The sequence below is a fragment of the Nonomuraea aurantiaca genome (genome assembly GCF_020215705.1).
Lineage (GTDB): Bacteria > Actinomycetota > Actinomycetes > Streptosporangiales > Streptosporangiaceae > Nonomuraea > Nonomuraea aurantiaca.
Genome location: NZ_JAIWNB010000013.1, coordinates 67,825 through 87,891 on the forward strand (window position 1 = coordinate 67,825; position 20,067 = coordinate 87,891).

Genomic DNA, 20,067 nt, shown 5'->3' on the forward strand with positions numbered 1-20,067 from the left:
GTGAGAGTCCCCGCTGTGAGGGGTACTGGCAGAAACCCCCAGCACCCAGGGCGCATCGGCCCGCAGGCAGACCGGGCTCCAGATCAAGAAGGGGGTCCCTAGCAGTACCCCCCTGGCTCGCGGTAAGACCCACCGCCCGGCATTAGAGTCGGAAACAGATCACTCGTGGGCGCAAAGCCGCAGGCCACGCGCATCGCGTCATGGCCGTAACCCGAGCACACATTCAGGAGGACCCGTGACCACCTCGCACAGCAGGACACTCGCACCCGGGGTCGACATCCCGCTCCTCGGGTTCGGCACCTACCTGATCCCCGACGGAGAGGCCGCCGACGCCGTCGAGGCAGCGCTGCGCGTCGGCTACCGCCACATCGACACCGCGGAGATCTACCAGAACGAACGCGGCGTCGGTGAGGGTCTTCGCCGCGGGATGGCGGCCGAGGGGCTCACCCGCGACGACCTGTTCATCACGACCAAACTGTGGCCGGGAGACGGAGGCGAGTCCTTCAAGTCGACGCAGAAGGCCGTCGACGCCTTCGAGGAGAGCCTCCAGAGGCTCGGTCTCGACCACGTCGACCTGTACCTGATCCACGCACCGTTCAACCGGACGCAGCGGCTGGAGCAGTGGCGGGCACTGGTCGAGCTGTACGAGAAGCACAAGACGCGGACGATCGGCGTGTCCAACTTCAATGCCGCACACATCGAGGAACTGACCGCGGCGGGTCTCCCCTTGCCCCACGCGAACCAGATCGAACTGCACCCTTGGTCTCAGAAGCCCGATCTCGTGCGCTTTCTCGACGAGAACGGCGTCGTTCCCATCGCCTACAGCAGCTTGGTGCCGCTCTCGACCTGGCGGACAGCCCCGGGCCATCACAGCGGCAAGACGGATGAGATGCGGGCCGACAGCGCCAGCGGCGATTCGCCGTTCAAGGTCCTTGCCGCGAAGTACGAGGTCACCGAGGCGCAGTTGTTGCTGCGGTGGGGCGTCCAGAACGGGTACCCGGTCCTGCCGAAGAGCACCAACCCCGCACGTATACGAGAGAACGCGGACTTGTTCTCGTTCGCCATCGACGACGATGACATGCGGGCCATCACCGCGATGGACCGCGGCCAGGGCGTCGCGTGGGGATCATCCGATCCCACTCACGCCGCCTGATCGCCGCGCTCGAAGGTCGCCGCCCGCCGCCCTGCGCGGCGGGCACATCACCCTCCCGGCCCATGAGGGACGGCTCGTCACCGGAAATTCCGCCGTTATTGGCCCGTGGCTAGATTTCGGTCATTACCATAATTGCCGCGGTGATCATCGGTGAGAGTCTCCGGTACAGATGCCGCAGGGAGTTTCAACGTGCGGAAGATCGCAGCCACCACCCTCGCCATCCTCGCCGGAACCGGAGCCGGAGCCGGCACAGCTCCAGCGGCAGCCGCAACCGAGTCCGCACCCGACCGGTCCCAGGTCGTCGTCATCGGCCACCGCGGCGCGGCGGGCCACCGTCCCGAGCACACGCAGGGCGGCTACGAGCTGGCCGTGGCCATGGGCGCCGACTGGATCGAGCCCGACCTGGTGCCGACCAAGGACCACAAGCTGGTCGTCAGGCACGAGAACGAGATCTCCGGCACCACCGACGTGTCGCTGCGCCCCGAGTTCGCCGCGCGCAAGACCACCAAGGTCGTCGACGGGCGCAACGTGACCGGGTGGTTCACCGAGGACTTCACCCTGGCCGAGCTGAAGACGCTGCGCGCGGTCGAGCGGCTGCCCGCGATCCGCCAGCGCAACACCGTCTACAACGACTACTACCAGGTGCTCACCTTCCAGGAGGTGCTCGACCTGGCCAAGCGCCTCTCGCGCCAGTACGGCAAGCAGGTCGGGGTCTTTCCCGAGACCAAGCACCCCACCTACTTCAGGTCGATCGGGCTGCCGCTGGAGGAGCCGCTGATCGAGACCGTCAAGCGCAACGGGCTCAACCGGCCGAACAGCCCGGTGGTGGTGCAGTCGTTCGAGCCGTCCAGCCTGAAGCGGGTGGCGAAGGAGCTCCGCGTACCGCTGTGGCAGGCTCTGGGCACCACCGGCCAGCCGTACGACCTGACCGCGGCCGGAGACCCGACGACGTACGCGGACATGATGAAGCCCGAAGGGCTGGCGAAGATCGCGCAGTACGCGCAGTGGATCGGGCCGGACAAGTCATCGGCGATCCCCCTCAACCCGGACGGCGGCTCGGGCACCCCGACGACGCTGGTGTCCGACGCGCACAAGGCCGGCCTGAAGATCGGCGTGTACACCTTCCGCAGCGAGAACCAGTACCTGCCCCTGCAACTGCGCCGCGGCCAGACCCCGACGGACCACGGTGACGCGCTGGCCGAATACCGGGCGCACATAGACCTGGGCGTGGACGCCTTCGTCACCGACTATCCCGACACCGCCGCCCTGGCGAAGGCGGAGCAGGGCAAGCCGCGCGAGCAGGTGCAGCCGAAGCAGTTCGACAACGGCCTGCCGGAAGAGGGGCAGGAGTAGACAAGCACCCCGCCTCCCGGCCGGCCGGGAGGCGGGGTCCCGTCACAGGGTCCCGGGGGTGCCGGGGAGCACGAGGGCGAAGAAGTCCTGGGCGGTGTAGGTGGCGAGCTTCCTGGCCTGGCCGGTCTTGACGTTCACCGCGTAGGCCGTGAAGGGAGCGTACGGAGGGTCGAGGGTCGGGGCAGGGTCGAAGTCACCGCTCTTCTTGCACGCAAAGGGCTGGGTGAGGGCGGTGACTTCCTGAGGGCCAGTCCAACTGCGCAGATAGACGAAATTGCCGGTCATGGACAGGACCCGTACGGGGACTCTCCGGACCACCTTGCCGGTTTCCCGGTCCAGCTGCACGAGATCCTCGCCGCTTCTGACGCATCCGGTGCCCGGAACCTTTACGCTCTCCACCGCGACGACGGTCTTCCCATCGGGACCGAGCCCGCCGGCCAGGTAGTGGCCGGTGACGTCGACGGTCTTCGCGTTGCCCGCCGTGTACGTCTGCCACAGGCGGGTGATGGTCCGCAGCCGCGTCTTGGGCGCGTACTCCGCCATGGTTATCGTGTCGCCGTCCGGGGACAGGCCGATGGGGTTCCAGCCGTTGGGCAATGGCCGGACCATGTGCTCGCGCATGTCGAACAGCATGGCCGGGTCCTTCAGCGCCGGGCTCTTGGTGAAGGCCAGGAAGCGGCCGTCGTCCGACAGCAAGAGATGGGCGATGCTGCCGAGCCAGGGCTCGGGCACCTTCGTCGGGGCCGTCAGCACGGATCCGGAGGCGAGGTCACCCACCGCGAAGGTGCGGGCCCCGATGTCGTAGTAGGCGATCTTGCGGCCGTCCCGGCTGATCGCCAGGGGGCTGTCCACGAGCCCGGAGTGGGTACCGCGCAGGGCCTGCGTCACCCGGTAGGTCCTGCCATCCCGGGTGACCACCCGCCAGCCGCCGCCCACGCACCCGGCCGGCGCCTCGCCGCTCTGCGGCCGGCAGAACGTCATATAGGCGTGGCTCAGTGGCTCCACCCCGCGGGCCGGCAGGTCGGACACCGCCTTGGGGCCGGTCGCCGCCTCCGGCTCCGCCGGCAGCAGTCGTACGGCGGCCGTCACGGCGAGCGCGGCGGCGACGACCGCGGCGGCCGCCACGAGTGGAGTGGCCCTGCGCCGCCGCCGCTCGCGGGTTCTGATCGTCCGCTCGGTCAGGTCCACCTGGGGCGCGTCGTCGGCCACATCGTTCAGCGCGTCTCGCAGCCAGGTCATCGGTGTGCCCCCTTCAGCTCTTCCATCTCGGCGAACTTCGGTGCCAGTCGAGGCGGGTCATGACCGCTTCGTTGCCCCGGTGTCCACCGCCGCCGCGAACGCCGCGGCCCGTTCCTCGACCTGCGCGGCGGTGATGTTCAGGGGCACGACGCGGATACCCTCGGCCGTGACGAGCAGGGCATCGCAGCCGTAGCGGCTGACGTTCACGATCGCGACGGGCCCGGCGTCGGCGGCCCGCAGCGGGCTCTCGTAGCGCGGGAGCCGCAAGAAGCCGGCGAAGCCCGGACGGTGTGCGGCGTCCACGCGGCCTGCCTTGTCCGCGCGGCCACCGGATTCACCCGTGCCGACGCCCCGGCCTCCGGTGAGACCGGGGCGTCGTCAAGCGTGCGCTTTGGTGCCTCAGGGCCCCCGACTGAGGCATGTCGAGATTATTCCCCAGAGTCCGTTTTGTACAGCTTTTCGCAGATGGAGTGCCCAGACGGATTTCAGCGCCGCCCGTCGTGGCAGTGCGGCTCCCCCTCCGGCGCGGCGAGCGCGTTCTCCAGGAAAACCCTGGTCGACGTGGCGTAGGCCGAGCAGAGAAGCTTGCCGAAGCGCGTCGCCTTGCCGTCGCCGAGGCGCCGGGTCGGCACGCCCATGGCATGCACGCTGCGTTCCACGGCCACGCTGGAGACCGCGACGATCGTGTCACCGCGCCGGTCGACCCAGCGGAACGCCTCCCACAGCAGCGCGCGGGCGCGGGGACCGAAACCCGCCGCCACGGTACGGGACCAGGCCCGGGCGGTGGCCAGGCGGCTGAGCTCCCAGACGGCCGGATCACGAGGCGCCGGGTCACCGCGTAACGCCTCGGGAAAGACCTCGCGGAGCATGTAGGGGCCCTCGGTGGGCAGCAGCCGGCAGCATCCCGTGATCTCCCGGCAGCGTTCCCCATAACTGATCACATAGACCGGATCGCAGTCGTCGAAGAAGTCGCGTTCCCTTCCATGGAGGCTGTGGACGTCCCAGCGGAGACGTTCGTGGAACACCTCGTGGCGCAGGCGGAACATACCGTCGAGCAGCCATGCCGGCAGTTCGCCCGCACGGCCGGCGACGATCTGTTGCGCGCATTTCTCCACCGGCGGATCGTCCATGTGCACCCTCCGCGAACGAAGCGACTCCTGGTGATCGCTTTTCTTTCCGTCATTCGCGGAATCGCGGTTTCCGGATGGCACCTCACGCAATAGTCAGCGGCCTGCATGTGGAAGTCAGAGCACTGAAAGCGCATTGCAGGCGCCCTGCCCGTCAATGGTGAAGCAAGCCTCCACAGTCAGGAGATCCGATGAACCGCACCATCCGTACCATGCTCGGAGTCGCCGCCACCGCCGGCATCCTCGCCCTGGGCGTCCCGGCCTTCACCGGCGCCGCGAACGCGTCGACCACGTCCGCCGCCGCGTCCGCCGGCCTCAAGCAGGGTCAGTCCTTCCTCTTCACCTACACCTTCAACGGCCATCTCAAGGTCGCCGGCGGGAATTTCACGGTCGATCACCGGGTCTACCTGGCCGTCAAGTTCAACACCGGCCGGGTGGCGTTCTCCAAGTGGGAGATCGCCCGGACGCACCCCATAACCCCCGGCGGGGCCATTTACGTGGAGACGACGATCGCGGCTCCGTGCGCGCCCGGCAACAACGGCTACGCCCGCGCCTATGACGAGGCCACCAGGACATGGTCTCCGAAGCTGCCGGTGACCATCTGCCAGCGGATCGACTGACCTGCGCCAGACCGGCCGGGCACCCTGAGTGACGATCAACGACTCAGGGTAAAGAGCGGAGCGACAGTCCCCCCCGGCCATGGAGTTTCGCATGGAACGTACGGTTCTCGCCGCAGTCGCCGAGCGCCCCGACGCCGACACGGCACTCGCCGAGCAGATCCGCCGCGTCGGCGCGGCGATGGACGATCTCGGCGTCCAGGTGCGCTGGACGCATCGCACGCAGGACGCGCTGGCGGTGATCGGCTCGGACGCCTCGCTGGCCGGGATGCTGGCCGACTGGGACGCGCCGGGCGCCGATCGGGTGCTGGGCGCGGTCACCCAGCGCTTCCGCGGCCTGCCGGTCTTCCTCATGACCGCCGAACAGGAGCTCCCGCTGTGGGTGTACGAGGTCATCCAGGGCTACGTGTTCCCGCTTGAGGACACCCCCGACTTCATCGCCGGCCGCATCGCGCACGCCGCCGAGGAATACTCCGAGCGGATCCTGCCGCCGTTCTTCCGCGCGCTGCGCAAGCTGCAGGACCACCACCAGTACTCCTGGCACACCCCGGCGCACGCAGGCGGCGTCGCGTTCCTGAAGTCGCCGGTCGGGCGGGCGTTCTTCGACTTCTACGGCGAGCGCCTGCTGCGCACCGACCTGTCCATCTCCGTCCCCGAGCTCGGCTCACCCCTGGACCACACCGGTCCGATCGGCGAGGCCGAACGCAATGCCGCCCGCGTCTTCGGCGCCGACCGCACCTTCTTCGTGATGAACGGCAACGCCACCGCCAACCGCATCGTCGGCCACCACGCCATCGCCCGCGACGAGACCGCCCTGGTGGACCGCAACTGCCACAAGTCCCTCCAGCACGCGATGACCATCAGCGGCGCCCGCCCCGTCTACCTGGTGCCAGAACGCAACGGCCTCGGCCTGGCCGGCCCCATCCCGCCCGCCGCGCTGCAGGCCGACGCCCTGCGCGCCCGCCTGGCCGGCCACCCGCTCGCGCGGACCGACCCGGCCTACGCCGTGATCACCAACTCCACGTACGACGGGCTCTGCTATGACGCCGTACGGGTCGCCGAGCTGCTGAGCGAGAGCGTCCCCCGCGTGCACTTCGACGAGGCGTGGTTCGCCTACGCCCGCTTCAACCCGTTGTACGCCCGCCGCTACGGCATGGCCGTGGACGAGGGGACGCTGCCGGGGCCGGGCCGCCCCACCGTGTTCGCCACCCAGTCCACGCACAAGCTCCTGGCGGCCCTGTCGCAGTCGGCGATGCTGCACGTCCGGTCAGCCGACCGCGCCCCGGTGGACTACGAGCGGCTCAACGAGACGTACCTGATGCACTGCTCCACCTCGCCCCTCTACCCGATGATCGCCTCGCTGGACGTGGCGGCCGGGATGATGGACGGTCCGGCCGGGCCGTACCTGACGGGCGAGGCCGTCATCGAGGCGGTCAGGTTCCGCCAGGCCATGGTCCGGCTGGCCGCCCGCATTCGGGAGGACGGCCGGCGGCCGGACTGGTACTTCGGCGTCTGGCAGCCCACGCATGTCACCGACCCCCACACCGGCCTGCCCGTCCCCTTCGCCGACGCCGACCCCGCGCTGCTGAGCACCGATCCTGCCTGCTGGACGCTGGAGCCCGGCGCCGCCTGGCACGGCTTCCAGGGCCTGACCGATGGCTACTGCCTGCTCGACCCCATCAAGGTGACGATCACCTGCCCGGGCGCCGACGCCGCCGAAGGCACGCTCGACTGGGGCATTCCCGCGCGGATCGTCGCCACCTACCTGCGGGAGCGCGGCATCGCCGTGGAGAAGACGGGTGATCACACGCTGCTGGTGCTGTTCTCGATGGGCATCACCAAGGGCAAGTGGGGCACGCTGATCGACGCGCTCACCGACTTCAAGCGCGCCTACGACGACGACCTCCCGCTCGCCGAGGTGCTGCCGGGCTTCGGGCCGCCGGCCACCACGCTGCGCCGCTTCTGCTCCGACGTACACGACAAGCTCCGCGCCCTCGAGCTCGGCGGGCTCCTCGATCAGATCTTCACCACGCTCCCCCAGCCCGTCCGCACCCCGGCCGACAGCTACCAGGCCCTGATCCGCTCACGCACCGAACGCGTCCCGCTCGCCGACCTGCCCGGCCGCATCTCCGCCGCCACCGTGGTGGTCACGCCGCCGGGGATCCCCATGCTGATGCCCGGGGAGGCGACCGGGCCCGCCGACGGCCCGCTGATGGCGTACCTGCACGCCCTGGAGGACTTCGACCGCTCCTTCCCGGACCTGGCCACCGACATCCACGGGGCGCACCGCGACGACCGCGGCCGCTATCACGTCGAAGTCGAACGCTGAGGAGTGGTCACCGGCCGGGCCGTGCCGCGGCCGGGCCGGTGCCCTCAGCTCGGCAGTGACGGGGTCCAGTCCTCGTGGAGCCTGGCCAGCTCCCCGGCTTCGACGGGGTGCAACGAGCGCAGCACGGTGACCAGCTCTTTCTTGCCCAACGTCAGGCTCTCGACCCGCACCAAGTCGTCGCCGTACCATGCCCAGATGATCTTCCGGGAGTCACCGGGGAGGAACCATACGCCCGGTGACACCTGTCGGCACTTCGAGTGCGTCGAGAGGCCGTCGTACGGCTCGGCGTACTCGCAGACGTCCTCGGGACTCCCCGTGCTCGCTGCCTCGACGTCGAGGTGGACCTGCAAGACTCCGTCCTCGTGCTCGTACCCGAGCGCCAGCCGCCCGTCCACGCCCTTCAGGTACCAGAGCCGGTAATCCGGCAGGGTGGGCGCGACGAGCGGGACCCCGGCGCGGGCCAGTCTGTGGGCGCGCGCCGCGTCGGCGAGCACGTCCTGTGCCGACCACACGGCCAGGTACGCCACGGCGACGCCCGCGACCGTCAGGACGCGGAGTCCCCGGTGCGCCGACATGAACAGGCCGCCCGCGGCCAGATAGGCGGTCGCGCCCAGGGCCATGAGGGACAGGCCCATCTGCCAGTCACCCGAGTCCATGGTCTCGGCGGCGCGTACGAGGGGGAGATCGGCGAGGAGGAACACCGCGGTGACGGCCGGCCCCACCAGGCCCACCCCCCACCAGCGCGGCAGCCTGCCCCACCAGGACAGGAAGAACCCCAGGCCGGAGGACAGGAAGACCGTCATCACCAGGTCGAGCAGTCCTATGTTGTCTCCCCGCATGCAGAGGAGGGCGAACTGGGCCAGTCCGACCACTGCCCCTACGAGCGCGGCCCGCAGCGATGCGTTCATATTCCGATCATGTCGAAAGAACTGCGTCCATGACGTAAATCAGGCGATCTGGTGCGGTAAGGCCCTCGCGGCGGGCACGGCGACAGTCAGGGTGGCGCTCACATTCTCCTGGGCCACGGTGTGCACGCTCCTCGTCATCTCAGGTCTCCCGCTCCAGGCGTGCCCGTCGCGTCCGCAGGAAGGTTCGTTCGGTGTCGTTGGCGGCCAGGGCGATGGCCTCGTCGTAGGCGGCGATGGCATCGGCGGTACGGCTGAGGCGGGTGAACAGGTCCGCGCGGGTGGCGGGCAGCAGGTGGTAGCCCGGCAGGTCCAGTTCGTCGATGGCGGCCAGCGCCGGGGCCGGGCCGTGCACCTCGGCGACCGCGACCGCGCGGTTGAGTGCCACGATCGGGGTCGGGGTGTGGTGCAGCAACTGGTCGTAGAGGGCCAGCACCTGTGTCCAGTCGGTGGCCGGCCCGTCGGTGTGCACGGCGTTGATCGCGGCCTGCAGCTGGTACGGCCCCGGCTGGTCACGGCGCAGGCAGCGCCGTACCAGCTCATGCCCTTCGGCGATCAGTTCCCGGTTCCACAGCGACCGGTCCTGCTCGGCGAGCACCACCAGCTCGCCCGAGGGCCCCACCCGAGCGGGCCGCCGGGCTTCGATGAGCAGGAGCAGCGCCAGCAGCCCGATCACCTCCGGCTCATCGGGCATCAGCTCGGCGAGCGCCCTGGCCAGGCGGATCGCTTCCAGGCACAGGTCCATCCGCAACAGCTGCCCGGACGTGGCGGTGTATCCCTCGTTGAAGACCAGGTAGAGCACGGTGAGTACCGAGGTCAGCCGATCGGGGAGTTCGGCGGCGCCGGGCACCCGGTAGGGGATGCCGGCGTCGCGGATCTTCTTCTTCGCGCGGACGATCCGCTGGGCGACGGTCGCCTCCGGCACCAGGTAGGCCCGCGCGATCTCCGTCACCTCCAGCCCGCCGAGCAGGCGCAGGGTGAGCGCGGTCTGCGCGAGGGGCGACAGCGCCGGGTGGCAGCAGGTGAAGATCATGCGGAGCTGGTCGTCGCGCACCGGTCCTGCCTCCTCTGGCTCGTCGGGATGGTGCAGCAGCAGCGCCTGGGCGTGACGGGCCTCGCGGGTGGACTCCCGGCGCAGGCGGTCGATCGCCCGGTTGCGGGCGGTGGTCACGATCCACGCGCCGGGATTGGGCGGTGGCTCCTCCCACTTCTGGACGGCCACCGCGAAGGCGTCCTGGACGGCCTCCTCGGCGAGCCCGATGTCACCGAGGACGCGCGTCAGCGTGGCCACGCACCGGCCGTACTCCGCGCGGTAGATGCCGTCCAGATCCAGCCGTCCAGATCCAGCCGCGCTCATTCCCCCGACCCGTCGTTGAACGGGCGCACCTCGATCGGGGCCCCGCAGGCCAGCGCGCACTTCTCGGCCCAGGACAGCGCCTGGTCCAGATCCTCGCACTCGATCACCCAGAACCCGCCGAGCTGCTCCTTCGTCTCGGCGAACGGGCCGTCGGTCATCGTGGTCGTGCCGTTGCCGGGGTGCACGACCGTGGTGGCGTGCGAGGGCAGCAGGCCGCCGACGAACACCCACGAACCGGCGGCCCGCATCTCGTCGGTGACCTTGCCCGTCCGCGCCATCTGCGCCCGCATCTCCTCATCGGACGGCGTCGGCGCGCTCTCGTCGAACTGGACGGCGAGCAGGTACTGCTTCATGGCGAACTCCTTGAAAAGGATCAGGCCGACAGGCGGCGGGCAATGGCCGGAATCACGATCGCGGCGGCGACCACGTGCGTCAACATCAGCAGCACCTTCGTGGCCGCGGAGGCGTCCGCGAGCACGTCCGGCACCAGTGACAACGCGGTGAGCACGAGCGTGGTCCGGACGAACGCCGTGCGCGGACGGCGCGCCCACCGGGCGAGGACCAGGGCCAGCGCCAGGCCCACCACGGAGAAGATGCCGGTCAGCACGGCGAACCCGGAGGCCGGGATCGGCGCGCCGCCGACCACGAGGCTGATCCCGGCGAACTCACCCGCCGCCGCGACGGCCGCGGTCGCCACGGCGGCGACGGCCGCGGCGGTCAGGCCGCCGGTGATCAGTGGCTTGACGGGAGCGGTGGTGGTGACGGTGGTGGTGATGCTGGACATCGTGGGCCTCCGGTGAGTGGCGACCGGCCGTTGCCGGTCTCTCACCTTGGCTACGAACGGGCTCGACGCCATTCGACACCACCCCCGAAATAATTCAGAAGATGTACCCGCCCCGACCGCGCCGGTACGTCGCGGCACAGGCTCCGTGGCAGGACGCCCCGCCGATGGAGAGGAAGAACGGGCCGCCCCATCATCATCTGAATTTCAGAATGGCCATCTAGGTTCGTGGCCGTGCTCATGGACAAGACGGCCGGCGGTACGCCGGCGGCTCAGCCGTCGCGACGACAGCGGGGAACGTGGCCGGCCCTCGTGGTCGCGGTGCTGTTCGCGGTGGGAACCGCAGTGCGGCTGGGCGGTCTGGAGGCCGGGGCCCTGCTGGTGCCGCTGGTCTCCTTGACGCCCTACTTCACGGTCGCGGCGCTGGTCACGCTGGGGGTGGTGATCACCGCGCGGAACAGGGTCGCGACCGCGATCATGCTCGCGGTGTGCGTCTGCCTCGCCGCGTGCGTCGTGCCGCGAGCGGTCGGCGGTACGGTCTCCGCCGCGGGGCGGCCGTTGCGGGTGCTCACCGCGAACCTCAACGGCGGGCGCGCGGAAGCCCAGCCGGTCGTCGATCTGGTACGCAGACTGAACGTGGACGTGCTCAGCCTCCAGGAGCTGACCTGGCCGGAGCGTGCTCGGCTGGAGGCGGCCGGGCTGGCGGAACTGCTGCCGTACCAGGTGGTCGAGCCGGAGATGTGGGGGGCGGACGGCAGCGGCTTGTACGCACGTCATCCCTTGCGCGAGCGGACGGGACTGTTCCAACCGGTCGGGCACCACATGCCCGTGGCGGAGGTGGCGCTGCCGGGCGGCCCGACGGTGGAGGTCGTGGTCGTGCATCCGGTGGCGCCGGTGCCCTCCACGGTGGCGGAGTGGGAGGCCGGGGTCGCCACGTTGCCGCCGGCGCCCGCGGCCACCGGCGCGCCACGGATCCTGGCGGGCGACTTCAACGCCACGTTGGACCATGCCGTGTTCCGGCGCATGCTGGCCACCGGCTATACGGACGCGGCGGCGGCCACCGGGCACGGCCTGGCGCCCACCTGGTCGGTGCGCAGGATGCCGCCGTTGGTGACCATCGACCACGTGCTCACGGACAGCCGTGCGGGGGCGGCCGACGTGCGCGTGTACGACCTTCCCGGATCTGACCACCGGGCACTCTTCGCCGACCTTCGGGTCCACCCGCAGGAATCGCGTTGAACAACTTGCACGTTGTTGAAACAGCCACCTGAGGCTGCGCGGCTTTTTACATTACCCGCAGAGAATTATCCGTGAAGGCGCCATATAACCACCACATTTCCACCACACAGGCGGTTCGACCTGCGTGAATGCCTATTAATCGACCGTCGGCACGCTTTTGTGAAATCGTCTCCCAGACGTGGCTTCGTACGTGATTTGAACATCGGCTTAAACATCTGTCCAGGCCCTTGTCGAGCGACTTTCGATCATTTACCGTCCAGGGGATCAATTCGCTCGCTTAATGAGGAGGACCGGTTGCGTCGATTAACATTCACCGTCGCCGTCGCGGCAGTGCTACTCCCCCTGCTCTCCCCGACGGCGTCCGCCGTCGCCACCACCACCAGCGCCACGAATGAGGCGGACCCGGACAACGTTCAGCAGGTCGGTCCTGGGCTGTACTTCACCGACGCCGACACCTTCAAGATCAGCGAGACCGACGTGCCGGCCGGGGCGATCGGCCGCTCGCACGGCGTGGCCACCGGAGGCGGTGACCTGGCCCGGCCGCAGTCGGCACTGGCCTCCCGCCCTGAGATGGCGGTGTTCGGGCCCGGCTGGACGGCGGAGTTCCTCGGCGGGATGGTCGACCGGAAACTGGAGACCCAGAACGGCGCCATCGTCGTCACCGAACTCGACGGCGGCACCACCGCCCGCTACGACCTCAAGAGCAGCATCTCCTTCCCCGACGGTGGCGGCGTCCAGCGATACGAGAGCACCGACGGCTCCAAGATCACCGAAACGACCCGGTGGGACGCCGCCGCCGGTGCGATGCGCACCTCCATCACCGAGACCATCGCGATGGACAAGGGCGCCACGGAAGCCGGCGACGACACCTTCACCCAGAGCAACGCCGACCTCAGCCTCACCTACACCTGGAACAAGATCAACGGCCTGCAGGGCACCGACACCTGGCGCGCGACCAGCACCGGCAACACCGCCTACGGCACCTCATCGGTGACCTACGACCCCCAGGGCCGCATCAGCACCATCAAGGAACCGGCCGGCGGCGAGACCCCCGAGGAAACCCTCACCATCCACTACGCCGCCACGACCACGGCCACCGCCGCCTCCTTCGGCGACTACGCGGGCCGGCTCAAAGACATCACCCTCACCTCCGGCTCGGCCGCCCCGCAGACCGTGGCCAGCTACGGATACGACCCCAACGGCCTGCTGCGCACCGTGGCCGACCCCGGCCAGAGCAGCTCCCCCGCCGCCACCTACGGCTACGACCAGCTCGGCCGCCTGACCTCCATCGAGTCCCCCACCGACGGCAGCTGGCAGCTGGCCTTCTCCAACGGCACCGCCGCCCCCACCGCGACCGCCACCGGCACCGCGCAGCCGACCGCCGGCGACCCGTTCCAGGGCGCGAGCGGGATCAACGACCCCAACGCCACCGCGCCGTCCCCGGGCGACTTCCTGCCCGGCGACATATCCAACCCCCAGGCGTACCCGTCGTACTGCAACGACGCCTGGAAGTGGCTGTACTACCAGCGGGCCGGCTGCTCGGCCTGGGTCGCGCACAACGGCTGGCACAAGCCGCTGTGGAAGAAGCTCCCCAGCAAGCGTTATGTCGTCGGCATCACCTTCGACCACTGCACGAACGCCCCCGACCGCCCGACCGGCTTCGACTTCCGGCCCGCCTGTGACATGCACGACTACGGGTACGGCCTGATCGGCAACACCTACAAGCACTACAAGTACTACCTCGACAGGTACCGCAAGTCCCAGGTGGACGACGTCTTCTACAGCACGCTCAGGAACTGGACCTGCAACGCCTACTTCGTCCTCGTCCGCCCCGCCTGCAGGAGATGGGCCTTCATCTACCGCCAAGGGGTGCGCCTCGGCAACCCCAAGAACGGCGCCGACAAGACCTGACCTCGCCTCGCTCACAGCTGAGCGTGCCGGCCGGATGGCGTGATCGTCCGCTCGCCATCCGGCCGGCCTTCGTACGGCGGCGATGCGTCAGCTCACTCTCGCCACGTCCCGTATCGCCCAGCGTTTTCCCGTGCATGCGCCGAAAGCGGACAGCGCCGAACCCGAGTTCTGCGGACGCCTCGCGCCGGCGGGCCTGCGCGCCGCGTTCCTCCCGACCGACCTGCGCACCCAATTTCCGCCCGAACGGCCCTGAGCCTTGATGAGTAAGCCCGCCCGAACGCCTGCGTCCTCTTCTATGTGGCTATGTGGCGCGCGAGACCCCGTTCTTCGCGGCGGAGCGTTCGAAGGAGGGCCCTGGCGGAGCCAGCTCGGGCGTGGCGGCGTCCGTCACAGCCGGTTGCTCTTCGGTCTGCCGCTCCGGCGAACCGGCGGTTTCCACGGCCGACCGCTCTTCGGTCTGCCGCTCCGGCGAATTGGCTGTGTCCGCGGCCGGCCCACCTCTCGCGGAGCGCTCGAAGAAGCGCAGCAGCTCCACGGGCAGCGGCATGACCAGCGTGGAGGTCTTCTCGGCCGCCACCTCCACCACCGTCTGCAGCAGCCGCAGCTGGAGTGCGCCAGGCGCGTCGGTCATGATGGCCGCGGCGTCGGAGAGCTTCTGCGCGGCCTGGAACTCTCCGTCGGCGGTGATCACGCGGGCCCTGCGCTCCCGCTCGGCCTCGGCCTGGCGGGCGATGGATCGCTTCATGCCCTCGGGCAGATGGACATCCTTGATCTCCACGCGGTCGATGTGGATGCCCCAGCCGAGCGCCGGGCTGTCGATCATCAGCGCCAGGCCCTTGTTCAGTTGCTCGCGGTTGGACAGCAGGTCGTCCAGATCGCTCTTGCCGATGATCGAACGCAGTGAAGTCTGCGCCACCTGCTCGATCGCGAACAGATAGTCCTGCACCGCGATGGCCGCCCGCAGCGGCTCCACGACGCGGAAATATGCGACGGCGTCGACCTGAACGGAGACGTTGTCACGGGTGATGCCCTCCTGGGTGGGCACCGGCATCGTGACAATCTGTATGTTCACCTTCTTCATCCGATCCACGACCGGAATGAGGAGGGTGATCCCTGGCGGGCGGACCTCCCGCTGAGCCTTGCCGAAGCGGAAGACCACACCGCGCTCCACCTGATTGACGACCCTGACGGCGCTGACGGCCAGCCAGACCGTCAGCAGGACGATCAGCCCGAGCACGATATTGATGATCATGGCGTGCCCCTTCCAGCTCAAGGCTAGATCCGGGGACGCACCTGTCAGGCAAGGAAGGCGTCAAGTCCTGGTCAACGGCACGAGCCGCGCGCCGGGTTCCGCCCGAGGAGGGTGACGGCGTGCGGTCGTCGCTCTCCTCGGGCGTCATCGATGGCTCAGTTCGGGGGAATCATTCCGTTCTTGGAGACCGGTACGGCCAGCTGCACGGCGCCGGTCAGCCTGACGTCCTCAGCCGGCAGGTTCGCCAGCACCGGGTTGAGGTGCTTCAGGGTCAGCGGCACCGGCGAGATGGCCGAGGAGATGATGTCGAACTTCTCCAGGTCGACCCACCGCACGACGTTCATGATGTCCGCCGGGATGGCGTCACCGGACTTCTGCACCGGCACGCAGAGCTGGCGGGCGGCGGTGACCCCGGCGTCCGACGGCGGGATCTGGTTGGTCAGCACGGGGTTGAGCTGGGTGAGGACAAGGCCGACGTTCATGGCCGGGTTGGGGGTGTGGGCGTAGCACAGCAGGTCGATGTGGGAGATGAGCCGCAGGACGTCCGGCGAGGGCACCACGCCGTTCTTGGAGACCGGGACGCACAGATGCTGGGGCATGTTCAGGACGACCCCGATGCCCGGTACGTTCTGCAGCACCGGGTTGAGATGGCGCAGCGCCAGGCTCAGGTTGAGCGGGGGGCCGGTGACCCGGTAGCACGACAGGTCGACGAACCTGACGAAATCGAGGACGCTCGGCGGCGGGATCACGTTGTTCTTGGCCACCGGGACGCACAGCTGCTCGCGCTGTCCGAGCGTGACGTTCAGGTTCGGCTGATTGGCGAGTACGGGGTTGAGGTGCCGCAGCTTCAGCGTGATGGGCGGCGGCTGGTACGCGGTGGTCTTGAAGCATTCCAGGTCGAGGTTCGTCACGAATGCATTCGGCGTCGGCAGAACCTGGGCCTGCGCGGGCGGCGCGACGAGGAAGGCCACGACGAACATGGCGAGGCCAGCGGATAAGAGACGTCGTACGAGGTTTTTCGCGCGGCGATGTGGTGCGACCGTTCCGTCCATAAATAGCGCTCCATTCCGGTGGGCGGTGCCTCGACTGTGCGCCCGTGCGACCGGCTTAACAAGGCTGGTGACCGCTTTTTGTCACCATGGTGAAACAATGAAAGGTCGCCTGCTTTTCGGCCAGAAATATCCGGCCTATTCTTCGGGTATTCAATAGCGAATCAGTGAAGCGGCTGACCGACCTTGCGGAGCACCACGCCGAGCAAGCGGTCCGTCGTCAGATATCCGGAGCGGCGGGAGTCGTACGAACGGTCCGCGTTGTCCCCCAGCACGACCAGGTGGCCGGCGGGCACGCGGGTGCCGGGCGCGGTCCGCAGCGCGGGCACCGTGTCCCTCGGTATCGGGTCGCCCGGGACGGCCGCGACTCTCTTGACGATCCAGCCCGTGCCCGTCTCGTCCGCGAGCGACCCTCCCACAGCTCCAGCGCGCGATCCTTCCACCGCTCCGGCGCGCGCCCCTCTCACCACTCCCGCGAGCACCACGGCGACCCCGGCGAGCGCCCCGATCAACGCGCCGCTCCCGTCGGATGTGCCTCGTCCCGGTAAGTCGGCTGGGCCTCGTCCCGATAGGCCGGGTGGGCCTCGTCCCGGTAACCGGTGGCCTGCCGGGTGAACAGCCGCGCGTATGTGCCCCCGTCCGCCAGCAAGGCGGCGTGCGTGCCCTCCTCGGCGACGTCGCCGTCGGCCAGCACCACGATCAGGTCGGCGTCGCGGACCGCGCCGAGGCGATGGGAGATCACCACGCTGGTGCGCCCGGACCGCAGGCTCGCGAGCTGACTGTGCACCTCGTACTCGGCTTCGGGGTCCAGCCCGGCGCTGGGCTCGTCGAGGATCATCAGGTCGCGGTCGCGGCGCAGGAACGCCCGCGCCAGCGCCACCCGCTGCCACTGCCCGCCCGACAGCAGCACGCCCGCCCCCTCCTCGCCTTCCTCTTCCGGGGTGAACTGACGGTTCAGGAGCGTGCGATAGCCCTGCGGCAGCGCCGCGACGGTGTCGTGGACGCCGGCGTCCCGTGCCGCCCGTTCGACCCGCGTCCGGTCCTCGGTGGCGGCCGGGTCGCCCAACGCGATGTTGTCGGTCGCGGTCAGCTCGTACGCCACACGGTCAGCGGGTCGCCGCGCCAAAGCGCCAGCGCGTCGCCCAGCAGCGGCGCCGGGTCCGGCTCGGCCATCGCCTGATAGGCGAGGCTCCGGAAGCGCGACACGTCCACCGCGGACTCGTCCACGTCGAGCAGGTAGCCGCCGAGCCGCTGGACGACGGCGCGGCGAGTGCGAGCGCGACCTGCGGCGGCCGTACGGGACGGGTCTGGCCCGAACGCTCGACCTCGACGGGTCCGAGCAACCGAATCAGCACGACGGTCTACTCCCTGCTCGTGGATCTCCGAGCGTGACGAAGCCCCTCTTGCTGGATCCGCTCGCCCGTGGCTACCTTGTGATCATGCAGTACGTCGACGTGGCGAGCAGACTGCTGCTGCTCACGATGTTCACGCTCGCGCTGGTGGGCAAGGTCTCCAGCCGCCGGGCCTGGGACGAGTTCGTCGCGTCGGTCGGCGCGATGGGGGTGGCCGGCGGCGCGAAGGTGCCGGCGGCGGTCGCCACAGTGGCGGCCGAGGGCGGGGTCATCGTGCTGGCCGCGGTCCCCCTTCGCTGGGCCGGATCGGCGGCGTTCGTCCTCGCGGCCGGGCTGCTCGGGTGTCTGGCCGTCGCCGTCGCGCTGGTCGTGCGGCGGGGGAGCACGGTGGCCTGCCGCTGCTTCGGCCCCACCCAGACGCCCTTGGGCGCGGGGCACGTGGTGCGCAACGTCGTGCTCGTCGTGATCGCCCTGCTCGGGCTGGCGGGGTCGCTGGTGAGCGGTTCCTTCGATCCGGCGCTCAGCGTGGTGGTCGGCGTCTTCGGCGCCACTCTGGGGCTGCTGTTCGCCCGATGGGACGATCTCGCCTCGTTGCTGGCACCGTCGTGATCATCGTCTGCACACGATCCCGGGCCGACTGATCGCCGGGAGCCGTCGCTACCCTGAGCGGAATGGACATCCAGCAGCTCCGTTACTTCGTGGCCGTGGCCGGGGAGCTCCACTTCGGGCGCGCCGCCGAACGGCTGCACGTGACGTCGTCCCCGCTCAGCCGCCGCATCCGGGAGCTGGAGAAGGAGCTCGGCGAGGACCTGTTCGACCGCGGCTACCACCAGGTCGAGCTGACCGCCTTCGGGCGGGCGTTCCTGGAGCCGGCCCGCGACGTGCTGGCCCGCTTCGACGCGCTGGCCGACCTCGCGGCCGGGCCCGTCGCCGTCGTCCCGACGGTGCGGGTGGGGGCCACGCCGCTTGCTCCGACTCAGGTCCTGGACCTGGTGCTGGAGACGTTCGAGCGGGTGAGTCCCGGGATCGAGCTGCCGGTGAGCCTGGAGCCGTCGGCGGGGCTGCTCGCCCTGCTGGCGGCGCACCGGCTGGACATCGCCGTCGTCCACCTGCCCGTGGACGCCCCCGGCCTCGACAGCCTGGCCCTGGCCGAATACCGCTTCGCCGTCGCCATGCGGGCCGACGACCCGCTCGCCGGGCGTGACCGGCTCACGCTCGGCGACCTGGCCGACCGGCAGATGCTGCTCACCTCGTTCAAGGTGCATCCGCTGGTGATGAAGGGGCTGCGCGACCACCTGCGCGCGGGCGGGATCACCCGGATCCGGGAGATGCCGCACAGCGACGTCGTACAGATCGCCGCGCACATCACCCACTCGCGTGCTCTGTCCCTGATAACGCCCAACACGATCGCGGGCCGCGTCCTGACCGAGTCCGGGCTCGCCCTCGTGCCGCTGGACGACCCGGACCTGCACTTCCGGCTCGGCGTGGCCTGGCCCGCGGGCGCGACGGACCGCGGCGGCCCGCTCGCGAGCGTCATCACCGCCCTGCGCGAGCGCGCCGCCGACCCGCTCACCATCCTCTGATCGCCCCGACCTGGCCTTTCCGCTCAGAGGGGCAGGGGGATGCGATCGACGAACCAGTACAGGCTGACCGCCACGATGGGGACCGACAGCGCGACCACCCCCCAGCGGGCGGCAGGCGTGCGGCGCAGCAGCACCAGCAGCGGGAAGAGCACCACGATGATCGCGAGCTGCGCGGCCTCGATGCCCAGGTTGAAGCTCAGCAGCGACAGGAGCAGTTCCCACGATCCGCTCTGGTCGATGTCCAGCGCGCCCGCGAAGCCGAGCCCGTGCACCAGGCCGAAGGCGAACACGATGGGCAGCCGCCACCTGCCCAGCCAGTCTTCGCCGCGGCCCAGGAGGTTGGCGAGGGCCACGACGATGATCGAGCCCGCGAGGCCCCACGCCTGACCCGCGATCGAGCGGTTCAGGCCCCGCTTCTGAGCGACGCCCCGCCCCGGCTCCCGCATGGTCCCGGACGCCGAGGCCATCATGTGGGTGATGGTCAGGTCTTCGACCACGATCGCGCTGAACCGCCGCGCGAGGCGGGTCGTGTTCTGATGCTGCCAGTCGACGGCTCGGCGCTTGGCTGTCGCGCGGAGCCGGGCGATCTGGTCGTAGGTGCGGCGTTCCCGGTTGGAGACCGGGCCGCCTTTGCCGCGGCTGGCACGCTGACGGGCGCTTTTGCGCTCCAGACGAAAGATCAAGGCACCCTCGCGCCCAGGCGGGCACTCCCACGTGGGCCGTGCGTGCTCGCTGCCACCGCCGTCGGCCATGACCTGGTCGATCACCCGCTTCTAAAAGGCTCACGCGCCGTGCTCGGACGGCGCGTGAGCCTTGCCTT

22 protein-coding genes are annotated in these 20,067 nt (G+C 69.7%); 9 read left to right on the forward strand and 13 right to left on the reverse strand.

The window, feature by feature from the left end; all coding sequences use genetic code 11:
- Positions 1–235: 235 nt before the first annotated feature.
- Positions 236–1,153, forward strand: coding sequence for an aldo/keto reductase (locus LDL49_RS28785; protein ID WP_225295317.1), 918 nt, complete (start codon positions 236–238; stop codon positions 1,151–1,153).
- A 189-nt stretch (positions 1,154–1,342) separates the two neighbouring features.
- Complete coding sequence (locus LDL49_RS28790; RefSeq protein ID WP_225295319.1) at positions 1,343–2,506, forward strand: glycerophosphodiester phosphodiesterase; 1,164 nt, start codon at positions 1,343–1,345, stop codon at positions 2,504–2,506.
- A gap of 42 nt (positions 2,507–2,548) precedes the next feature.
- Here LDL49_RS28790 and LDL49_RS28795 read toward each other — a convergent pair whose 3' ends face one another.
- The 3 genes from LDL49_RS28795 to LDL49_RS28805 all read right to left on the reverse strand — a co-directional run bounded on the left by LDL49_RS28795 (position 2,549) and on the right by LDL49_RS28805 (position 4,875).
- Complete coding sequence (locus LDL49_RS28795; RefSeq protein WP_225295321.1) at positions 2,549–3,745, reverse strand: hypothetical protein; 1,197 nt, start codon at positions 3,743–3,745, stop codon at positions 2,549–2,551.
- 57 nt (positions 3,746–3,802) lie between these two features.
- On the reverse strand, positions 3,803–4,048 hold the full coding sequence (locus LDL49_RS28800) for a hypothetical protein (RefSeq protein WP_225295323.1): 246 nt from the start codon (positions 4,046–4,048) through the stop codon (positions 3,803–3,805).
- Positions 4,049–4,230: 182 nt separating this feature from the next.
- The gene (locus LDL49_RS28805; protein WP_225295325.1) at positions 4,231–4,875 is read right to left on the reverse strand and encodes an acyl-homoserine-lactone synthase; all 645 of its coding nucleotides are present in this window, start codon (positions 4,873–4,875) and stop codon (positions 4,231–4,233) included.
- Positions 4,876–5,063: 188 nt separating this feature from the next.
- Between LDL49_RS28805 and LDL49_RS28810 the strand changes: the two genes are divergently transcribed.
- Positions 5,064–5,492: a hypothetical protein gene (locus LDL49_RS28810; protein WP_225295327.1), complete on the forward strand. Its 429-nt coding sequence runs from the start codon at positions 5,064–5,066 to the stop codon at positions 5,490–5,492.
- 91 nt (positions 5,493–5,583) lie between these two features.
- A complete protein-coding gene (locus tag LDL49_RS28815) occupies positions 5,584–7,818 on the forward strand; it encodes an Orn/Lys/Arg family decarboxylase (protein ID WP_225295329.1) in 2,235 nt (744 codons plus the stop codon).
- Positions 7,819–7,862: 44 nt separating this feature from the next.
- Here the strand turns inward: LDL49_RS28815 and LDL49_RS28820 are convergent, their stop codons facing one another.
- From LDL49_RS28820 to LDL49_RS28835, 4 genes are all read right to left on the reverse strand, one after another.
- Positions 7,863–8,726: a hypothetical protein gene (locus LDL49_RS28820; RefSeq protein ID WP_225295331.1), complete on the reverse strand. Its 864-nt coding sequence runs from the start codon at positions 8,724–8,726 to the stop codon at positions 7,863–7,865.
- Between the two features lie 139 nt (positions 8,727–8,865).
- Positions 8,866–10,080 (reverse strand): RNA polymerase sigma factor, encoded by a 1,215-nt coding sequence (locus LDL49_RS28825; RefSeq protein ID WP_225295333.1) that lies wholly within the window; start codon positions 10,078–10,080, stop codon positions 8,866–8,868.
- Positions 10,077–10,433 (reverse strand): YciI family protein, encoded by a 357-nt coding sequence (locus LDL49_RS28830; RefSeq protein ID WP_225295335.1) that lies wholly within the window; start codon positions 10,431–10,433, stop codon positions 10,077–10,079. The genes LDL49_RS28825 and LDL49_RS28830 overlap by 4 nt, the downstream gene beginning before the upstream one ends.
- 20 nt (positions 10,434–10,453) lie before the next feature.
- Positions 10,454–10,864: a DUF6069 family protein gene (locus tag LDL49_RS28835; RefSeq protein WP_225295336.1), complete on the reverse strand. Its 411-nt coding sequence runs from the start codon at positions 10,862–10,864 to the stop codon at positions 10,454–10,456.
- Positions 10,865–11,101: 237 nt separating this feature from the next.
- On the opposite strand from LDL49_RS28835, the gene LDL49_RS28840 reads away from it, so the two are divergent.
- From LDL49_RS28840 to LDL49_RS57215, 3 genes are all read left to right on the forward strand, one after another.
- Entirely contained in the window at positions 11,102–12,100 is a 999-nt protein-coding gene (locus LDL49_RS28840) for an endonuclease/exonuclease/phosphatase family protein (RefSeq protein ID WP_225295637.1), read from the forward strand.
- A 294-nt stretch (positions 12,101–12,394) separates the two neighbouring features.
- Positions 12,395–14,011 carry a phospholipase A2 gene (locus tag LDL49_RS28845; RefSeq protein ID WP_225295338.1) on the forward strand — a complete coding sequence of 539 codons (1,617 nt, stop codon included), beginning with the start codon at positions 12,395–12,397 and terminating at the stop codon, positions 14,009–14,011.
- A 130-nt stretch (positions 14,012–14,141) separates the two neighbouring features.
- Entirely contained in the window at positions 14,142–14,264 is a 123-nt protein-coding gene (locus tag LDL49_RS57215; RefSeq protein ID WP_263655634.1) for a hypothetical protein, read from the forward strand.
- Between the two features lie 48 nt (positions 14,265–14,312).
- Here LDL49_RS57215 and LDL49_RS28850 read toward each other — a convergent pair whose 3' ends face one another.
- The 5 genes from LDL49_RS28850 to LDL49_RS28870 all read right to left on the reverse strand — a co-directional run bounded on the left by LDL49_RS28850 (position 14,313) and on the right by LDL49_RS28870 (position 17,539).
- Complete coding sequence (locus LDL49_RS28850) at positions 14,313–15,263, reverse strand: slipin family protein (protein WP_225295340.1); 951 nt, start codon at positions 15,261–15,263, stop codon at positions 14,313–14,315.
- A 155-nt stretch (positions 15,264–15,418) separates the two neighbouring features.
- Positions 15,419–16,243, reverse strand: a complete 825-nt coding sequence (locus LDL49_RS28855) for a hypothetical protein (RefSeq protein ID WP_225295341.1) — start codon at positions 16,241–16,243, stop codon at positions 15,419–15,421.
- Between the two features lie 233 nt (positions 16,244–16,476).
- Positions 16,477–16,824: a S26 family signal peptidase gene (locus tag LDL49_RS28860; protein WP_225295343.1), complete on the reverse strand. Its 348-nt coding sequence runs from the start codon at positions 16,822–16,824 to the stop codon at positions 16,477–16,479.
- A complete protein-coding gene (locus LDL49_RS28865) occupies positions 16,821–17,414 on the reverse strand; it encodes an ATP-binding cassette domain-containing protein (RefSeq protein WP_225295345.1) in 594 nt (197 codons plus the stop codon). The genes LDL49_RS28860 and LDL49_RS28865 overlap by 4 nt, the downstream gene beginning before the upstream one ends.
- A complete protein-coding gene (locus LDL49_RS28870; protein WP_225295347.1) occupies positions 17,399–17,539 on the reverse strand; it encodes a hypothetical protein in 141 nt (46 codons plus the stop codon). Before LDL49_RS28870 ends, LDL49_RS28865 begins: the two co-directional genes overlap by 16 nt.
- A 161-nt stretch (positions 17,540–17,700) precedes the next feature.
- Between LDL49_RS28870 and LDL49_RS28875 the strand changes: the two genes are divergently transcribed.
- Together LDL49_RS28875 and LDL49_RS28880 are read left to right on the forward strand one after the other, a co-directional pair.
- Entirely contained in the window at positions 17,701–18,273 is a 573-nt protein-coding gene (locus LDL49_RS28875) for a MauE/DoxX family redox-associated membrane protein (protein WP_225295349.1), read from the forward strand.
- Positions 18,274–18,335: 62 nt separating this feature from the next.
- A complete protein-coding gene (locus tag LDL49_RS28880) occupies positions 18,336–19,247 on the forward strand; it encodes a LysR family transcriptional regulator (RefSeq protein WP_225295351.1) in 912 nt (303 codons plus the stop codon).
- 23 nt (positions 19,248–19,270) lie between these two features.
- Here the strand turns inward: LDL49_RS28880 and LDL49_RS28885 are convergent, their stop codons facing one another.
- Positions 19,271–19,930, reverse strand: a complete 660-nt coding sequence (locus LDL49_RS28885) for a HupE/UreJ family protein (RefSeq protein ID WP_225295353.1) — start codon at positions 19,928–19,930, stop codon at positions 19,271–19,273.
- Positions 19,931–20,067: the final 137 nt, after the last annotated feature.